This is a genomic window from Microbacterium sp. TNHR37B (assembly GCF_001620065.1).
GTDB lineage: Bacteria > Actinomycetota > Actinomycetes > Actinomycetales > Microbacteriaceae > Microbacterium.
In genome coordinates this window covers 1,174,411-1,189,795 of the sequence record NZ_LQGV01000003.1, presented here as the reverse complement: position 1 = coordinate 1,189,795, position 15,385 = coordinate 1,174,411, and the positions used below count along the sequence as shown (strand labels likewise).

Here is a 15,385-nt window from a genome sequence, read left to right as displayed (position 1 = left end):
CGGGAGGGTCTGCGCGGTCAGTCCTCCGCGAGGAACTCGATCGCGGCCTGACGGAACACCCGCGACCCGGGGGCATTGAAATGGTGCCGGTCGGGGATCTCCAGGAAGCGTCCCTGCGTGCAGGCGGCGGCGAGCGCACGGGACCCCTCGATGATCGCGTCGAGCGCACCGGTGGCGAACAGCACGGGCTGCTGCGGCGCGTGCGCCGGATCGGGATCGACCTGCTTCGACGCGCGCAGTCCGCTCGCGATCGCCAGGAGCGCACGCAGGTCGTTGCCGGGAACCCGCTCGACCAGCCGGACGTAGTTCTGCGTCACCGGGTCGGTGACGGGCGTGCCGTCGTCGGCGAGCGCGCGCACCTGATCGAGATCGAGCCGGGCAAGGGGAATGCCGTCCGGCACGCCGCCGAGAACGGCGCGCGGAATCCGGGGGGCGATGTCCTGCAGCACCTCCCAGCCCACGCGGGCGCCGAGCGAGTAGCCGACGTAGCGCGCCTCGTCGACGAGGTAGGTGTCCAGGACCGCCTCCACGTCTCCGGCGAGCTGCCGCAGTGTGTAGTCGCTCGCCTGGTGGGGCTTGTCACTGGCGCCGTGACCGCGCTGATCCAGAGCGAGCACGCGGTATCCGGCGGCCTGCAGGTCGCGCACCCAGCCCGTCGCGACCCAGTTGTCCTGCGTGCTGGAGGCGAACCCATGGACGGCGACGACGGTCGGGAGCGCATCGTCTCCCCACGAGTAGGTCGCGATGCGATGCCCCTCGCCCACCATGATGTACTGCGGGTCGGGCATCTCGGTCAGCAAAGGCAGGATCACCCGACCGATTCTCCTCCCGCGCGGCGGCCCCCGGGCGCAGCGGCGCCCGCCGTGCGACGGATGGCGGCTCGTGCGCGACGGGCGGGCGTGCCGGGGTCCCGGCCTGTGGTTCGCGGGCGGGGTGCCTGTGGCCCGAGGGCGGGGTGAGCACAACGGCGGATGCGAGCGGACGACACGCCGAAGCGGAGCCCGTCGCCTCGGCGTGTTGCCCGCGCAGTCCGCCGTTGTGTCCCCGCGAGTCGCGTCGCCGAGTCCGCCCGCCTCGTGAGCACGCCGCGGGCGGGGCCCCCTCACCGGACCCAACGGCGGATGGGACGGGGCGACACCCCGAAGCGGAGCCTCCACTGGCGGCGTGTCGGCCGAGCAGTCCGCCGTTGTGTCGCGTCGAGTCGCGTCTGGCGGTCAGCGCGAGCGGGCGCGGTCGCGCCGCGAACGGCGACGCGCAAGGACGCGGATGAGGTGACCGCGCGGCGCCGCGGACGGCTGCTGCGGCAAGGCGATCGGCTGCGTGACGATCGCGTCGACCACCATGCCCCCGTCGTGGGGACCCACCACCGGGATCGCCGCCGTGGGAGTGGGCACGGCCGGAGTGACCGGCATCCGCGCGAGCTCGCGATGCGCACGCAGGTACGCGGGGATGAGGATCACGACGGCGCCCACCCACGCGAGCGGATTGCTCCACACCACCCCGACGAACCCGAAGATCGCGCCGAGCACCACCGCTGCGCCCACGCGCGCGACGAGTTCGACGACGCCCGTGACGGTGGGGATCATCGTGTGCCCGAGTCCCTGCAGCGCGCCACGGAGCACGAACAGCACGGCGAGGATGCCATAACTGGCCCCGTTGATCACGAGCATGAGCGCCGCATCGTGCACCACCCCGTCCGATCCGTCGCCGACGAACAGTCGCACGAGGCTCGACCCGAACACGATCAGAAGCGCCCCCAGCACGACGGCTCCGATGAGCGACATCCACACCGCCTGCCCCACACCCCGGCGGATGCGATCGGGGCGACCCCCGCCGTGGTTCTGCGCGACGTACATCGATGTGGCCAGACCCAGTGACATGAGGAGCGCGATCGCGAGCCCGTCGACGCGGGAGGCGGTCGTGTAGGACGCGACCGCATCGGCACCGAGCTCGTTGAGGCGCACCTGCACGGCGAGCGTTCCGATCGCGATGATCGAGGCCTGGAAGCCCATCGGAAGACCGAGCCGCAGGTGGCGCGTGAGGTCCTGGCGCGTGAGGCGCCAGTCGTGGCGGGTGAGCCGGAGCACGGGAACCCGCCGACGCACGAACTCCAGACACAGGAGCACCGAGACCGCTTGCGACACCACGGTCGCGAGGGCGGCGCCGGCGACACCCCATCCCCAGGGCCCGACCATCACGACCACGAGGCCGACGTTGAGCGCGCACGACAGGCTCAGGAACACCAGCGGAGTGCGCGAATCGCCGATGGCGCGGATGATCGCGGAGAGGAAGTTGAAGAACATCATCGTGCTCGCGCCGAGGAAGCTGATCTGGGCGAACACGACGGCATCGTCCATGAGCTGCGCGGGCGTCTGCAGGAGGGCGAGCGCCGGGCGCGCGACCATGGGCGCGAACAGGGTGAGGAGCACGCTCGTCGCCGCGGTCAGGCTGGCCCCGGCGGCGACGGAGCGACGCACGGCCACCGCGTCCTGCGCACCGAACGCCTGCGCCGTGGGGATCGCGAACCCCGACGTGAGACCCCAGGCGAACCCGAGGAGCAGGAAGATGAGGCTTCCGGTAGCCCCCACGGCGGCGAGCGCGTCGACGCCGAGCCAGCGACCGACGACCACGGCGTCGGCCACTTGGTACAGCTGCTGCACGACGTTGCCGATCAGCAGCGGCACCGAGAAGGCCAGGATGACGCGCCACGGGCTGCCGGTGGTGAGGGTGCGGGCCATGGAAGTGCTCTCGAACAGAAAGAAGACGACGGGGAGATGGTCGCGACGGCGACGCGTCCATCGTATCGAATCGATTCGGCGCGCTCTAGGATGATGGCGCAAATACGACATCGCGTGGCGGGCTCTCAGGCCGGCGTCGCACCGGCATCGCGCGCCGCTGCCACGATCCGGATGAGCTCGCCGCGCACCTCGTCCGCTCGCTCGGCGAACCGTCGCTGGAGCGCGACGTACTCCGCCTTGCCCTCCGCCGTCTCGATCGCGATGGGCGCATACCCCCAGTCGGTCAAGTCGTACGGCGAGGCTCGCATGTCGAGCTCGCGGATGTCGCGCGCGAGCGTGAACGCATCCAGCAGGAGGCTGCCGGGAACCAAGGGGCCGAGCTTGACCGCCCACTTGTAGAGGTCCATGTTGGCGTGCAGGCATCCCGGCTGCTCCGTGCGGGACTGGCCGGCGCGATCGAGCGGCTGACGATTGCGGGGAACCGCCTCAGGGGTGAAGAAGCGGAAGGCATCGAAGTGCGTGCACGTCAGCTGGTGCGACTCGACGACCGCGTCGGTGCCGCGGGATCCCAGCCGCAGCGGCACCGCGTGCCGAGGGGCGTCGTCGCGGTACACCATGGCCCACTCGTGGAGGCCGAAGCACCCGAACTGCGCCCGCCGCGAGCGCGTGGCGCGGAGGATGTCCGCGATCCCGCGCAGCAGCAGTCCTCGCTCTCGCGACAGGCCCGCCGCGTCCACCTCGAGGTGATCGCCGTCCACTCGGTAGCCGCGCCACGTGGCGCGCGGCTCGGCGGCGGCGTCCCTCAGCCGCACGCCGATCCCGGGGTGCCAGCGGCGGAGCACCGCGGGCTTGTAGCTGTAGTAGGTGTACAGGAAGTCGTCGACGGGATGCGTCCGCCCGCGCGCGACCCGGTCGCGGCGCGCGGCGGTGAGGTCGTCGGCCCGAGCCCGGTGCGCCGCCTCGCGCGCACGCCACTCCTCCGCGGTCAGCTCCACCGTCGCCGGCACCACGGACCGAGTGGCCGATGCCACGCCCGCCGCCACGCCGGCAGGCGGCGTTGTGGGAGGGGCGAGCGGCATCCCTCGAGGATACGGTGGGAGGGTAACGTTGCTCCGCCGGAACTCATCCAGGGAGCCACATGTCCGTTGGTCTGCTCGCCGTCGTCGACGACATCCTCAGTGCGGCGCTCAAGGCGTCCGCGAAGTCGGCCGGTGTGGTGATCGACGATGCGGCCGTCACCCCCCAGTACGTCCAGGGGATCTCCCCCGCCCGGGAGCTTCCCGTGGTCGGCAAGATCGCCCTCGGCTCCTTGGCCAACAAGTTCCTCCTGATCATCCCGGCCGCGATGCTCCTCACCGCCTTCGCGCCCGACGTGCTCCCCTGGCTCCTGATCATCGGAGGCACGTACCTGTGCTTCGAGGGTGCGGAGAAGGTGCTCGAGTGGTTCGGCTTCCATCACGGAAGCGAGGACGCGGGCGGACGCGACGAGAAGCGTCTGGTTGCCGGAGCGGTGCGCACCGATCTCATCCTCTCGACCGAGATCATGCTCATCTCCCTCTCGAACATCGAGCCGGGTCTGGGCGTGTGGACGCGGCTGGCGGTTCTCGCACTGATCGCCGTCGTCATGACCGGCGCCGTGTACGGAGCGGTGGCGCTGCTCGTGAAGATCGATGACATCGGGCTCCGGATGGCCAAGAGCCCCTCGCGCCGCGTGCGGCACACCGGAGCGCGGATCGTGCGATCGATGCCGGCGGTCTTCCGCGTGATCAGCGTGGTCGGCACCGTCGCGATGCTCTGGGTGGGCGGCCACCTGGTGCTCGCGAACCTCGGCGCGGTCGGATGGGCCCTCCCGGTGGAGCTCCTCCACGCGGTGGAGCACGCCGTCGAGGCGCTCGGCCCGGTCGTGGTCTGGGTGGCCGACACGGCGGTCTCGGCCGTGGCCGGTCTGGCGCTGGGGCTCGTGGTCGTCGGAGCGGTGCTGAGCATCGCCCGGGCCTTCGGGCGACGACCTTCGTTCACCGAAGGCGGGGAGTCGCCGCGCTGATCGGGCATCGCGTCCGCACAGCCCGGCGGTGTCCAGGAGCGAACCACGGATATCGATCCCGTCTGGCGCTCCGACGCGGCAGACTGGAAGAGTCGATGTCGACCGAGGAGGAACCATGAAGGCAGTTCTGGGCGAGACGGTGATCGCCGAAGCGAGCCGAGACGAGCTCGTCTCCATCGAAGGGAACTGGTACTTCCCGCCACAGAGCGTGCGCGGCGAGTACCTCGTGAAGAGCCCGACCCCGTACCGGTGCCCGTGGAAGGGCGACTGCCAGTACTTCACGGTCGAGGTGGACGGGCAGAGCCTGACCGACCGCGCCTGGAGCTACCCCGAGCCCTACCCCACCGCGATCGAGCGGGTGGGCCGCGACTTCTCGGGATACGTCGCCTTCTGGAAAGAGGTGCAGGTCGTCGATGGTGAGTGACAGTTCGCCCGAAGCTCACGGCATCCCCTCGAGAGCCCTCCTGCGGCTCCTCGACACCCTGGAGACCTCGGGGCTCGACCCCCACGCGATCGTGGTGGCTCGGCGCGACGGCGAAGGCGGCTGGAACTCCGTCTTCGAGTGCGCCTGGCAGCCCTACGACCTGACCCGACCGGCCCTGGTCTACTCGGTCTCCAAGACGTTCACCTCCCTCGCGATCGGCCTGCTCGAAGCCGAAGGCATGCTGTCGCTGGACGACTCCGTGGGTGACCTGCTGGGACTCCCCAACCCCCACGGCCTCACCGTCCGCCACCTCCTCACGATGAACACGGGCCACGACGCCGAGCAGATCGACGCGCTGCGGTTCGACGTGCGGAAGCTCCTGACCCAGACACCGGCGGCCACCCCGGGAACCCGGTTCGCCTACAACTCCGACGCGACCTACGCCCTGTCGTGCATCGTGACGGCGCTCACGGGGGAGCGACTGACCGACTATCTTCGCCCGCGGCTGCTGGAGCCCCTCGGCATCGGCCAGCGATGGATGAAGCCGGCGTTCGGGGTGGAGCAGGGCTTCTCGGGCTTCCACATCACGGTCGGCGACCTGGTCCGCGTCTCGACGCTACTGGCCGACGGCGGCCGACACGACGGCGAGCAGCTGGTGGCGTCCTCTTACGTCGGAGAGCTGTCGCAGCCCTGGTCGGACACGCGTGACCCGGCGCAGTCCCCCGAGGAGGCCGCGGCGAACGACTGGGGGCTCGGTTACGGCTACCAGGTGTGGCGAAGCACGGTGGGCTTCCGCCTGGACGGCGCGTACGGACAGTTCGGGGTCATCGACCCGGAGCGCGGGATCGTCATCGCCTACCAGGGCTCGACCCTCGAGACGCAGCGCACCCTCCGCGCGTTCTGGGAGCTGATGTCGGACGTGTCCGACCTCCCCCTCGACGAGGACGACGACGCGTTCGAGCAGCTGCGCGAGCGGGCGCACACCGTCGACTCGTGGGACGCCCGCGACGCGCTCGCTCCCGCCCCCGACGGCGCGATCGACACGACCGACTGGCGGCTCGACGATGCCGACGGCGGATGGCGGCTGGCTCTTCCCTCGGGAGACAGCGTCGCCGTCGCGAGCGACAGCTGGACGGCGGCGCTCCTCCCCCTCCCGGCACCTGCACAGCCCGGTCCTGCCGTCGTCGCCTCCCCCGAGGTCGAAGAAGGCACCGCGGTGCCCATCGCCGTCCGGGGCGAGGCCCACGCGGACGGCGTGCGTGTGCACCTCGTCGTCACCGCGTCGCCGCATCGTCTGCTCCTCCGCCGCGATGGCGCCGGCGCGCTCCACGCCGCATGGCACACCGTGCCGCTGCAGGGACCGGGGCTCGAGACGCTGGCCGTCCCGGAGTGGGTGGACGAACAGGCCTAGGCTCGGAAGGATGAGCCACCCCACGCCCATCGACCTCGACACCTGGCCGCGGCGCCAGCACTTCGCGCACTACCGCCAGGCCGTCCCCTGCACGTATGCGATGACGGTGGAGCTCGACGTGACCGCGTTCGTCGACGCCGTGCGGGCGGCGGGCCGCCGCACCTACGTCGCCCAGATCTGGGCGATCGCTGCGGTCGTCAACCGGCACGAGGAGTTCCGGATGACCCTGCTCGACGACGGTGCGCCCGCCGTGTGGCCCGAGGTCGATCCGTCCTTCACCGTGTTCCATCCGGATAGCGAGACGTTCTCGAGCCTGTGGGTGCCGTTCGACGCCGACTTCGGAGCGTTCCACGACGCGGCGACCCGGGTGATCGCCGAGCACCGCGACGCGACCGACTTCTTCCCCCAGGGAGCGCCGCCACGGCACGGCTTCGACATCTCGAGCCTCCCGTGGACGAGGTTCACCGGCTTCACCCTGAACGTCGACGGCGGGTGGGACCACCTCGCGCCGATCTTCACGCTCGGCCGCTACGTCGAACGTGAGGGGCGCACGCTCCTCCCGCTCGCGATCCAGATCCACCACGCGGCGGCCGACGGGTTTCACACGGCGCGACTGGTCACCGAGTTGCAGGCGCTGCTCGCCGACCCGTCCTGGCTGGCGTCCGCGGGCTGATCGGCGCGCCGGTAGGCTCGCTTCTCATGGCCATCGGCGCGACGATCCACACGTTCACGGTCCATCTCGCCGATGTCGACCGCGGGGTCTACGAGGAGCTCTCCCTCCGCACCGCGCGGCAGTCGGCCGAGACGACGGAGTTCATGATGACGCGCGTGCTGGCCTACTGCCTCGAGCACGAGGAGGGCATCGCGTTCAGCGAGGGCATCGCCGCCACCGACGAGCCGGCGGTCTTCGTCCGGGACCTCACCGGGTCGCTGCTGGCGTGGATCGAGGTGGGGGCGCCCGACGCCGGGCGACTGCACCAGGGAGCGCTGGCCGCGGACCGGGTCGCCGTGTACACGCACCGCGACCCGGAGAAGGTCGCCGCGCTCTGGGCGGGAAAGCGCATCCACCGCGGCGGCGAGATCACGCTGTACGCGTTCGAACCGGGTTTCGTGGAGGCCGCCGCCGCCGCGCTGGAACGCCGCACGGAGCTGACGCTGTCGGTCACCGAGCGCCGTATCTACCTCGACATCAACGGCACGTCGCTGTCGTCGGCGATCCTCGAACGCCCGGCCCAGTAGGGGCCGGGCGCCTTCGCGCCGAGTCCTCCCCTGCCGCGCTTTCGCACGATCCGTCCGCAACTTGCGCGACGCCGGGACCGGTTTCATTCAGGCGAGGTAGGTTGCACATATGAGTTCCTCCGAGATCACGCGATCGGTCGACGTGGCCGCGCCGCGCTCGCGCGTCCGCGGGCTGGTCTCCAGCCTGCGGTCCTGGCAGGAGTGGTCGCCGTGGTCGTCGCTCACGGCCGACCGCCGCGAGTACTCCGGGCCCGAATCCGGCGAAGGCGCCTTTTATGCGTGGTCCGGATCGGGAAAGATCGGCAGGGGCAACATGATCGTCGGCACCACCACGCCCGATCGCGTCGAGGTGCGCCTGGCGATGGTCTCGCCCTGGAAGGTCAACCTGCCGATGCGCTTCGACCTCATGAGGATCGAGGGCGGAACGCGCGTGACCTGGACCATCGCGCTCGAGGGGCGTGGCCTCCGTGGCGCCCTCGCCCGACTCGGCGGCACCGACCGGATGATCGCCCGCGACGTCGAAGAGGGGCTGGCTCGACTCAAGGCCGCCGCCGAGACGAGAACGCTGCCTGCGGCCGAGGCAGACGGAGCGGCCGGGATCCTGGGGTGATGCCCGGCCGCCCGCATATATGAGATGGCGGCCGCTGCGTTTCATGACGCGACGACGGGAAGTCGCCCGATGATCAGCGCGCCGGCGGCACCGTCTCGCCGTGGAGGGCCGCCACGACCGGCGCCAGCTCGGGCCGCGCCTGCGCCTCCTCGAGCACCCGCTCGAGCGTCTCGTCGTGCACGGGACGCGCCCGCTCATAGAGGGCGCGACCCGCGGCGGTGAGCTCGGTATAGATCCCGCGACGGTCGTCGGCGCAGAGCACCCGGGTGAGAAGACCGCGGTCTTCGAGGCGGTTCACCAGGCGCGTCGTGGCGCTGGCGCTGAGGGCGGCCGCGCGCGCGAGCTGCTGCATCCGCATGTGCCAACCGTTCTGCCGCTCCAGGGCATCCAGCACCGTGTATTCGACGACTGAGAGCGAGAACCCTTCGGCGAGCGCGCGCTCCAGTTCGGCCTCGATGAGCCCGTGCAGCGCCGCCAGCGTGCGCCACCCCTGCGCCCGAACCTCGACGGCATCGTCGGCGATACCCATGGGCGACCTCCGTTAGTTGCTTGCGCGTTGTATCTGCGCGTGCAATGATTGCTTCCGCTTCGCAATATCCCGCGTCTGCAATCATTCTAGCCTCAGGGAGATCGCCATGCCCCTCGGACTGCTCGCGCTGGCTGTCGGCGCGTTCGGCATCGGACTGACGGAGTTCGTCATCATGGGCCTGCTGCCGGAGGTCGCAACTGACTTCGGCGTCACCGAGGCCGTGGCGGGCTGGCTCATCTCGGGCTACGCCTTGGCCGTCGTGGTCGGGGCGCTCGTGCTCACCGCGGCCGTCACCCGCCTTCCGCGCAAGCCCGTGCTGCTGTCCCTGCTCGTGCTGTTCATCGTCGGCAACGCCCTCACCGCCGCAGCGAGCACGTACGAGATCGCGATGGCGGGACGCATCGTCGCCGCGCTGTGCCACGGGGCGTTCTTCGGCATCGGGTCGGTCGTGGCCGCGGGGCTGATGCCGCCGGAGAAGAAGGCGGGTGCCATCGCCCTCATGTTCACCGGGCTGACCGCGGCCAACGTGCTGGGGGTCCCGTTCGGCACCTTCCTCGGCCAGCAGTTCGGATGGCGCGCGACGTTCTGGGTGATTTCCGCGATCGGAGTCGTGGCCTTCGTCGGCGTCGCCGCCCTCGTCCCGGGCGCCACCGCGGGAGCGGCGGATGCCGACGCGCAGCCTGGCGGCCTGCGACACGAGCTCCGGGCATTCCGTACCCCGCAGGTGTGGCTCTCCCTCACGGTCACGGTGCTGTCGTTCGGCGGGATGTTCGGCGCCTTCACCTACATCGCGTACACGCTGACGGAGGTGAGCGGGTTCCCCCCGGGGGCCGTGCCGTGGCTGCTCGTCGTGTTCGGTGCCGGCCTCGTGGTGGGAAACGTCGTGGGTGGCCGGTTCGCGGACCGCTCCATCGACGGCACCCTCCTCGTCTGCATCGCGGCCCTCGCCGGCATCCTCGTCGTCTTCGCCCTCGTGGCGGCGTCGGGCCCGGCCACCGTACTGCTCCTGTTCCTCATGGGTGGCTTCGGCTTCGGTGCGACGCCCGGGCTCCAGAGCAGGATCATGGTCTACGCGGGCCAGGCACCGACGCTGGCCTCGGGTGCCAACATCGCGGCCTTCAACGTGGGCAACGCGGTCGGCGCGTGGGTGGGGGGCCTCGCCATCTCTGCGGGTCTGGGCTACACGGCTCCCATCTGGACCGGGGCGGCGATGACGGCGGTCGCCCTGGTCGTCATGATCGTTGCCACCCTCACCCGGCCCCGCACGGCGGACGCGCCCGCGGCCACGCTGACGACCACCCGCGGCTGAGCACGCACGGGGCACCCCCTCTCCCGGGTACACAACGGCGGATGCGGGAGGTGACACGCCGCCCCCTGCCCGCCGGGACGCGGCGTGTCGCCCTCCGGCTCCGCCGTTGTGCACGCGGGGGATGACGGCTGGCGGGGCGGGCGGGCGGACGCGGGCGGGCGGCCGCGGTGGGGCGGCGCCTGGGGCGGCGCGGGCGGTGGACTTCCGGCAGGCGACTATCTAGCGTGAGAGCGCACCGAACGACAGGAGCCACCCATGAAGACCGTCCCCCTCGGACCCACCCTGCAGGCACCCAATGTGGTGCTCGGCCTCATGCGCATCAGCGACAAGTCCGACGACGAGATCCGCACCCTCGTGCGCACCGCTCGGGATGCCGGGATCGACTTCTTCGACCACGCCGACATCTACGGCTCCCACCTGCACCAGTGTGAAGAGCGCTTCGCCGAAGCGATGCAGCTGACACCTTCCGAGCGAGCTGAGATCACGATCCAGACGAAAGCCGGCATCGTGCCGGAGGGTCCGTACTTCGACTTCTCGTACGAGCGGATCGTGGGGCAGGTGGAAGGGTCGCTGCGCGCGCTGCGGACGGACTACATCGACGTGCTCCTGCTGCATCGTCCCGACGCGCTCGTGGAACCCGATGAGGTGGCGCGCGCGTTCGACGAGCTGGAGGCAGCCGGCAAGGTGCGCGCCTTCGGGGTCTCCAACCACACCCCGGGGCAGATCGAGCTCCTGAAGACGGCCGTCCGTCAGCCGCTCGTGGCCAACCAGCTCCAGCTGTCGATCACGCACGCGCCGATCATCGCGCAGGGCGTGGCCGCCAACATGCAGGGGACCGACCAGTCGGTGACGCTGGACGGCGGAGGCATCGTCGAGTACTGCCGCATTCACGGCATCACGATCCAGGCGTGGTCGCCCTTCCAGGCCGGCTTCTTCACGGGCGTCTTCCTCGGCTCCGACGAGTACCCCGAGCTGAACGCCGTGATCGATCGGCTGGCAGCCCAGTACGACGTCCCGCCCATCGCCATCGCCACGGCGTGGATCACTCGCCATCCTGCGCAGATGCAGGTGGTGCTCGGCACCACCACGCCCGAGCGGGTCACCGGCGCCGCGCAGGGGTCGGACGTGCCGCTGACACGCGCCGAGTGGTACGAGCTGTTCCGCGCCGCCGGCTACCGGGTTCCGTAAGCGCCGAGTCGGGCCGCCGGCCAGACTCGCACCCTCGTCGCGTGCCAAGAGCAGGCGCACCGGCGGCGGCGGCGCGGCATCGGCCGATTCGGCCGGATTCCGCCTGCTTTTGGCCCGTGCGACAGCCCGCGCGACACCCCTGAGCGACGGCCCTGAGGGAAGGCGGTGAGGGAAGGCGGTGAGGGCGGCGCCCGGGCGAGGTCGCGCCGCACGTAGTGACAGTTTCTGCCATTACGCGTAAGGTGCCGGTATGCCTCGCGTACGCTCCGACGCCGACGTCCTGAATGCCTCTCTCGCCGCGACGTGGGAGATCGCGGCCTCGGGCGGCTCTGCCTCGGTGGCCGAGCTGGCCCATGCCGCGGGGATCTCGATCCGCACGTTTCACCGCATGTTTCCCCGCAAGGAAGACTGTCTGCGTCCGGCGCTCGCCGACGCCCGACGGGTGCTGATCGCCACCTTCGTGGCCGACCGGGGACCCGGAGCCTGGGTGAGGGCGTTCGGAGTGGCTGCCGGCGGCGCCTTCGCGGAGCGCACCCGCCGGCTCCTCCCCGTGATCGCGGACGATCCGCAGATGGCGGCCGTGTGGGACCACGAACTCACCCTCGGACGCACCGACATCGCTGAGGCACTCCGGGAACGGGGCGACGAGGTGGACCCGTCGCGCGCCCTCACGCACGCCACGGTGCTCCTCGCCCTCACCCACCTCGCTCTCGCCGACGCAGCCAGCGGCGGCATCGACCCGGTCGCGGCGCTCGAACGCCGGCTGCGCGAGGCCGGCGAGATGGTGTTCGACCACCTCCCACCCCTCACGACGAAGGAGTCATCATGAAGGCAGCAATCCTCGAGGGCGCCCAGGACGCCCGCATCCACGAGGTTCCCGAACGGGAGCCGGGCCCCGGACAGGTCAAGGTACGAGTGGAGTGGGCCGGCATCTGCGGTTCCGACCTCGCGCTGTACCAGTACTTCCCGGTGCCCAACGAGTACGTCCACCCCCTGTTCGGTGAGCACGGACCGCACGGATTCGGACACGAGTTCTCGGGACGCATCGAGGCCGTCGGTGACGGAGTGACGAGCCTGGCCCCCGGCGATCTCGTCGCCGTGCGTCCGAACGTGTGGGACGGGACGTGTCCGGCATGCCTCCGCGGCGAGCCGAACCTCTGCGCTGAGTTCGGTTTCATCGGGATCAACGGCGGTGGGGGCGGCTTCAGCGAGTCGGTCGTGGTCGGCGCAGACGCCGCCCACCCGTTCCCGGAGGAGCTCGGGGCGGAGGCCGGGGCCATGGTCGAGTCGACGAGCGTCGCGTGGCACGCCGCGAAGGTGTCAGAAGCAGGCCAGGGCGACGTCGCCCTGGTGATCGGCGGTGGTCCGATCGGGTTGGGCCTGCTTTTGTGCCTGCGGGCGCGGGGAGTCGAGCGCGTCATCGTGAGCGAGCCGAGTCCCTCCCGCCGCGAGCTTGCCGCAGCGCTGGGAGCCGACGCAGTCGATCCCACGAGCGCCGACCTGGCCGCTCACGTGGCCGAGGCGACGGGCGGCGCGGGTGTCGACGTCGCCTTCGACGCGTCGGGCGTGGGCCAGGCGACGTACGACACCGCCTTCGCCGCGCTCCGACCGGGTGGGGTGAATGTCGTCGTCGCACAGTTCCACGGGCCGGTCAGCGTGGACCTCAACAGCTACCTCATGAGCGAGAAGAACCTCGTGGGGAGCTTCGCCTACACCGACGAGGACTTCTCGGAGGTGATCGCCGAGATGGCGGCGGGGCGGATCGACCCGCGCCCGCTCATCAGCAGCCGGATCGGGCTGGATCACCTGGTCGACGCGGGCATCGAGCACCTGCTGGGCGGGGGCCGCAACACCGAGGTCAAGATCCTCGTCTCCCCTGCGCTCTGACATCGGCGACAGCCGGAGGGAGGGACCGCCGATCCCGGGATGACCCCTCTCTGACGCCGGGGGACGAAGAGGCTCAGGCTGGAAGGGCCGGTGCGACCGCGCCGGCCCTTCCGTCCGACGACCGGGTTCCGTCCAACGACCAGGTCCGCGCCCCCGCCAGGAGCCCCATGCCGAAGCGCATCGACATCCCCGTCCCCGACCTCACCGGCCGTCGCGCCCTCGTCACCGGGGCCAGTGATGGCGTGGGGTTCGAGATCGCCCTCCGCCTCGCCCGCGCGGGTGCGGACCTCATCCTCCCGGTGCGCAACGCGGACAAGGGTGAGGCCGCCCTCGCTCGGATCCGGGCGGAGGTTCCGCAGGCCCGCGTGGAACGACGTCGTCTCGACCTCGCCGCCCTCGACACCGTGCGCGCGCTCGTCGAGGAGCTGAATGCCGAAGGCGCCCCGCTCCACCTGCTGGTCAACAACGCCGGCGTCATGACCCCGCCCACGCGGAAGCTCTCGGCCGACGGGTTCGAGTGGCAGTTGGCCACCAATCATCTGGGCCACGCCGCACTGACCGTCGGCGTCCTCCCGCTCCTGCAGTCGGGGCAGGGTCGCGTGGTCAGCCAGGTGTCGGTGGCCGCCGATCAGGGACGCGTGCTGTGGGACGACCTGAATTCGCAGCGGCGCTACGACGCCATGGCCGCCTATTCCTCCTCGAAGATCCTCGTGGGCCTGTTCGCCGCCGAGCTCGACCGCCGTTCCTCCGCGCACGGCTGGGGAGTACGGAGCCTGCTCTCGCACCCCGGCGTCACCCCGACCAACCTCCTGGCGGCGCAGCCTGAACTCGGTCGCGCCCGCGACACCACGGCCGTCCGCGTCATCCGGGCACTGTCCCGCCGCGGCCTGGTCTTCGGCACCCCGGCCTCGGCCGCCCTCACCGCCGTGTACGCCGGCACGAGCCCCGACGCGCGCGGCGGCCGCCTGTACGGGCCGAGCGGTCTGCGCCACCTCGGCGGACCCCCGGCGGAGCAGCCCCTGTACGGCCGGCTCACCGGAGCGGACGACGCCGCGCGCGCCTGGCAGGTGACGGGCGAGCTCCTCGGAACACCCCTGCCGGGATGACCCGGCGTGAGGGGGAGCGGCGATCCCTTGCCCGCGTGGCCGGAGCGTCCGAGACTCGACGGGTGGACCGTGAACAGCTCGCCGATTTCCTCCGCCGTCGCCGCGAGGCGCTGCAGCCGGAGGACGTGGGGCTTTCCCGGGGTCAGCGGCGACGCACGAGCGGGCTCCGCCGCGAAGAGGTGGCGGCCCTCGCCGACATGTCGACGGACTACTACAGCAGGCTGGAGCAGCAGCGGGGACCGCAACCGTCCCTCCAGATGCTCACGGCGCTCGCCCGCGGCCTGCGTCTCACCCTCGCCGAGCGCGATCACCTGTTCCGCCTGGCCGGCCACACGGCGCCGGCGCGGCTCGGCGGCAGCGATCACGTCTCCCCCGGACTGATGCGTGTCCTCGATCGCCTGGCCGACACCCCGGCGCAGGTCATGACCCGGCTCGGTGAGACCCTCGCGCAGACGCCACCCGCGCGGGCGCTCTTCGGCGATGAGACGCGCTTCTCGGGACCGATGAGGAGCATCGGCTACCGCTGGTTCCTCCACCCGCCCGCCCGTGACGTCTATCCGCGGGAGGATCACGCCCTCCGCTCGCGGGACTTCACGGCCGGCATCCGCGCCGTCTACGCCGAGCACGGACCCCGTTCTCGGGCTGCCGCGATCGTCGGGGAGCTGCGGGAGAAGAGCCCCGAGTTCGCGGCCCTGTGGGAAAGGCACGAGCTGCGGAGCGAGCACACGATCGACAAGCGCCTGCAGCACCCCGAGACGGGGATCATGAACCTGCAGTGCCACGTGCTCGTCGATCCGGATCAGGCCCAGACCCTTCTGGTGATCACGGCGCCGCCGGGCACGGTGGACGCCGAGAAGCTACAGCTGCTGTCGGTGGTCGGCGCCCAGCGGATGGACTGAC

At 71.1% G+C, this 15,385-nt stretch carries 16 protein-coding genes; 12 read left to right on the top strand and 4 right to left on the bottom strand.

Going from position 1 to position 15,385, the window contains the following annotated elements:
- Nucleotides 1-17: 17 nt before the first annotated feature.
- The 3 genes from AVP41_RS13515 to AVP41_RS13505 all read right to left on the bottom strand — a co-directional run bounded on the left by AVP41_RS13515 (nucleotide 18) and on the right by AVP41_RS13505 (nucleotide 3,817).
- Entirely contained in the window at nucleotides 18-788 is a 771-nt protein-coding gene (locus tag AVP41_RS13515; protein ID WP_067166002.1) for an alpha/beta fold hydrolase, read from the bottom strand.
- Between the two features lie 426 nt (nucleotides 789-1,214).
- Entirely contained in the window at nucleotides 1,215-2,738 is a 1,524-nt protein-coding gene (locus tag AVP41_RS13510) for an MATE family efflux transporter (protein ID WP_067165337.1), read from the bottom strand.
- Between the two features lie 125 nt (nucleotides 2,739-2,863).
- Nucleotides 2,864-3,817: a 3-methyladenine DNA glycosylase gene (locus tag AVP41_RS13505; protein WP_231902753.1), complete on the bottom strand. Its 954-nt coding sequence runs from the start codon at nucleotides 3,815-3,817 to the stop codon at nucleotides 2,864-2,866.
- A gap of 59 nt (nucleotides 3,818-3,876) precedes the next feature.
- Here AVP41_RS13505 and AVP41_RS13500 point away from each other — a divergent pair, with 59 nt between their 5' ends.
- The 6 genes from AVP41_RS13500 (at nucleotide 3,877) to AVP41_RS13475 (ending at nucleotide 8,466) form a co-directional block, all read left to right on the top strand.
- Nucleotides 3,877-4,782: a DUF808 domain-containing protein gene (locus AVP41_RS13500; RefSeq protein WP_067165333.1), complete on the top strand. Its 906-nt coding sequence runs from the start codon at nucleotides 3,877-3,879 to the stop codon at nucleotides 4,780-4,782.
- A gap of 115 nt (nucleotides 4,783-4,897) precedes the next feature.
- Nucleotides 4,898-5,206 carry a DUF427 domain-containing protein gene (locus tag AVP41_RS13495; RefSeq protein ID WP_067165329.1) on the top strand — a complete coding sequence of 103 codons (309 nt, stop codon included), beginning with the start codon at nucleotides 4,898-4,900 and terminating at the stop codon, nucleotides 5,204-5,206.
- Nucleotides 5,196-6,617, top strand: a complete 1,422-nt coding sequence (locus AVP41_RS13490; protein WP_067165325.1) for a serine hydrolase domain-containing protein — start codon at nucleotides 5,196-5,198, stop codon at nucleotides 6,615-6,617. The genes AVP41_RS13495 and AVP41_RS13490 overlap by 11 nt, the downstream gene beginning before the upstream one ends.
- 10 nt (nucleotides 6,618-6,627) lie before the next feature.
- Nucleotides 6,628-7,290: a CatA-like O-acetyltransferase gene (locus AVP41_RS13485; RefSeq protein ID WP_067165322.1), complete on the top strand. Its 663-nt coding sequence runs from the start codon at nucleotides 6,628-6,630 to the stop codon at nucleotides 7,288-7,290.
- A gap of 26 nt (nucleotides 7,291-7,316) precedes the next feature.
- Entirely contained in the window at nucleotides 7,317-7,856 is a 540-nt protein-coding gene (locus AVP41_RS13480) for a YaeQ family protein (RefSeq protein WP_067165318.1), read from the top strand.
- Nucleotides 7,857-7,965: 109 nt separating this feature from the next.
- Complete coding sequence (locus AVP41_RS13475) at nucleotides 7,966-8,466, top strand: SRPBCC family protein (RefSeq protein ID WP_067165314.1); 501 nt, start codon at nucleotides 7,966-7,968, stop codon at nucleotides 8,464-8,466.
- A 73-nt stretch (nucleotides 8,467-8,539) separates the two neighbouring features.
- Here AVP41_RS13475 and AVP41_RS13470 read toward each other — a convergent pair whose 3' ends face one another.
- On the bottom strand, nucleotides 8,540-8,995 hold the full coding sequence (locus tag AVP41_RS13470) for a MarR family winged helix-turn-helix transcriptional regulator (protein WP_067165311.1): 456 nt from the start codon (nucleotides 8,993-8,995) through the stop codon (nucleotides 8,540-8,542).
- Between the two features lie 106 nt (nucleotides 8,996-9,101).
- Between AVP41_RS13470 and AVP41_RS13465 the strand changes: the two genes are divergently transcribed.
- From AVP41_RS13465 to AVP41_RS13440, 6 genes are all read left to right on the top strand, one after another.
- Nucleotides 9,102-10,304 carry an MFS transporter gene (locus AVP41_RS13465; RefSeq protein ID WP_082829224.1) on the top strand — a complete coding sequence of 401 codons (1,203 nt, stop codon included), beginning with the start codon at nucleotides 9,102-9,104 and terminating at the stop codon, nucleotides 10,302-10,304.
- A 255-nt stretch (nucleotides 10,305-10,559) separates the two neighbouring features.
- Complete coding sequence (locus AVP41_RS13460) at nucleotides 10,560-11,492, top strand: aldo/keto reductase (RefSeq protein ID WP_067165308.1); 933 nt, start codon at nucleotides 10,560-10,562, stop codon at nucleotides 11,490-11,492.
- 250 nt (nucleotides 11,493-11,742) lie between these two features.
- Entirely contained in the window at nucleotides 11,743-12,321 is a 579-nt protein-coding gene (locus AVP41_RS13455) for a TetR/AcrR family transcriptional regulator (protein WP_067165305.1), read from the top strand.
- Nucleotides 12,318-13,379, top strand: a complete 1,062-nt coding sequence (locus tag AVP41_RS13450) for a zinc-binding dehydrogenase (protein ID WP_067165300.1) — start codon at nucleotides 12,318-12,320, stop codon at nucleotides 13,377-13,379. Before AVP41_RS13455 ends, AVP41_RS13450 begins: the two co-directional genes overlap by 4 nt.
- A 167-nt stretch (nucleotides 13,380-13,546) precedes the next feature.
- The gene (locus AVP41_RS13445) at nucleotides 13,547-14,485 is read left to right on the top strand and encodes an SDR family oxidoreductase (protein ID WP_067165296.1); all 939 of its coding nucleotides are present in this window, start codon (nucleotides 13,547-13,549) and stop codon (nucleotides 14,483-14,485) included.
- 62 nt (nucleotides 14,486-14,547) lie between these two features.
- A complete protein-coding gene (locus AVP41_RS13440) occupies nucleotides 14,548-15,384 on the top strand; it encodes a helix-turn-helix transcriptional regulator (protein WP_067165293.1) in 837 nt (278 codons plus the stop codon).
- Nucleotide 15,385: the final 1 nt, after the last annotated feature.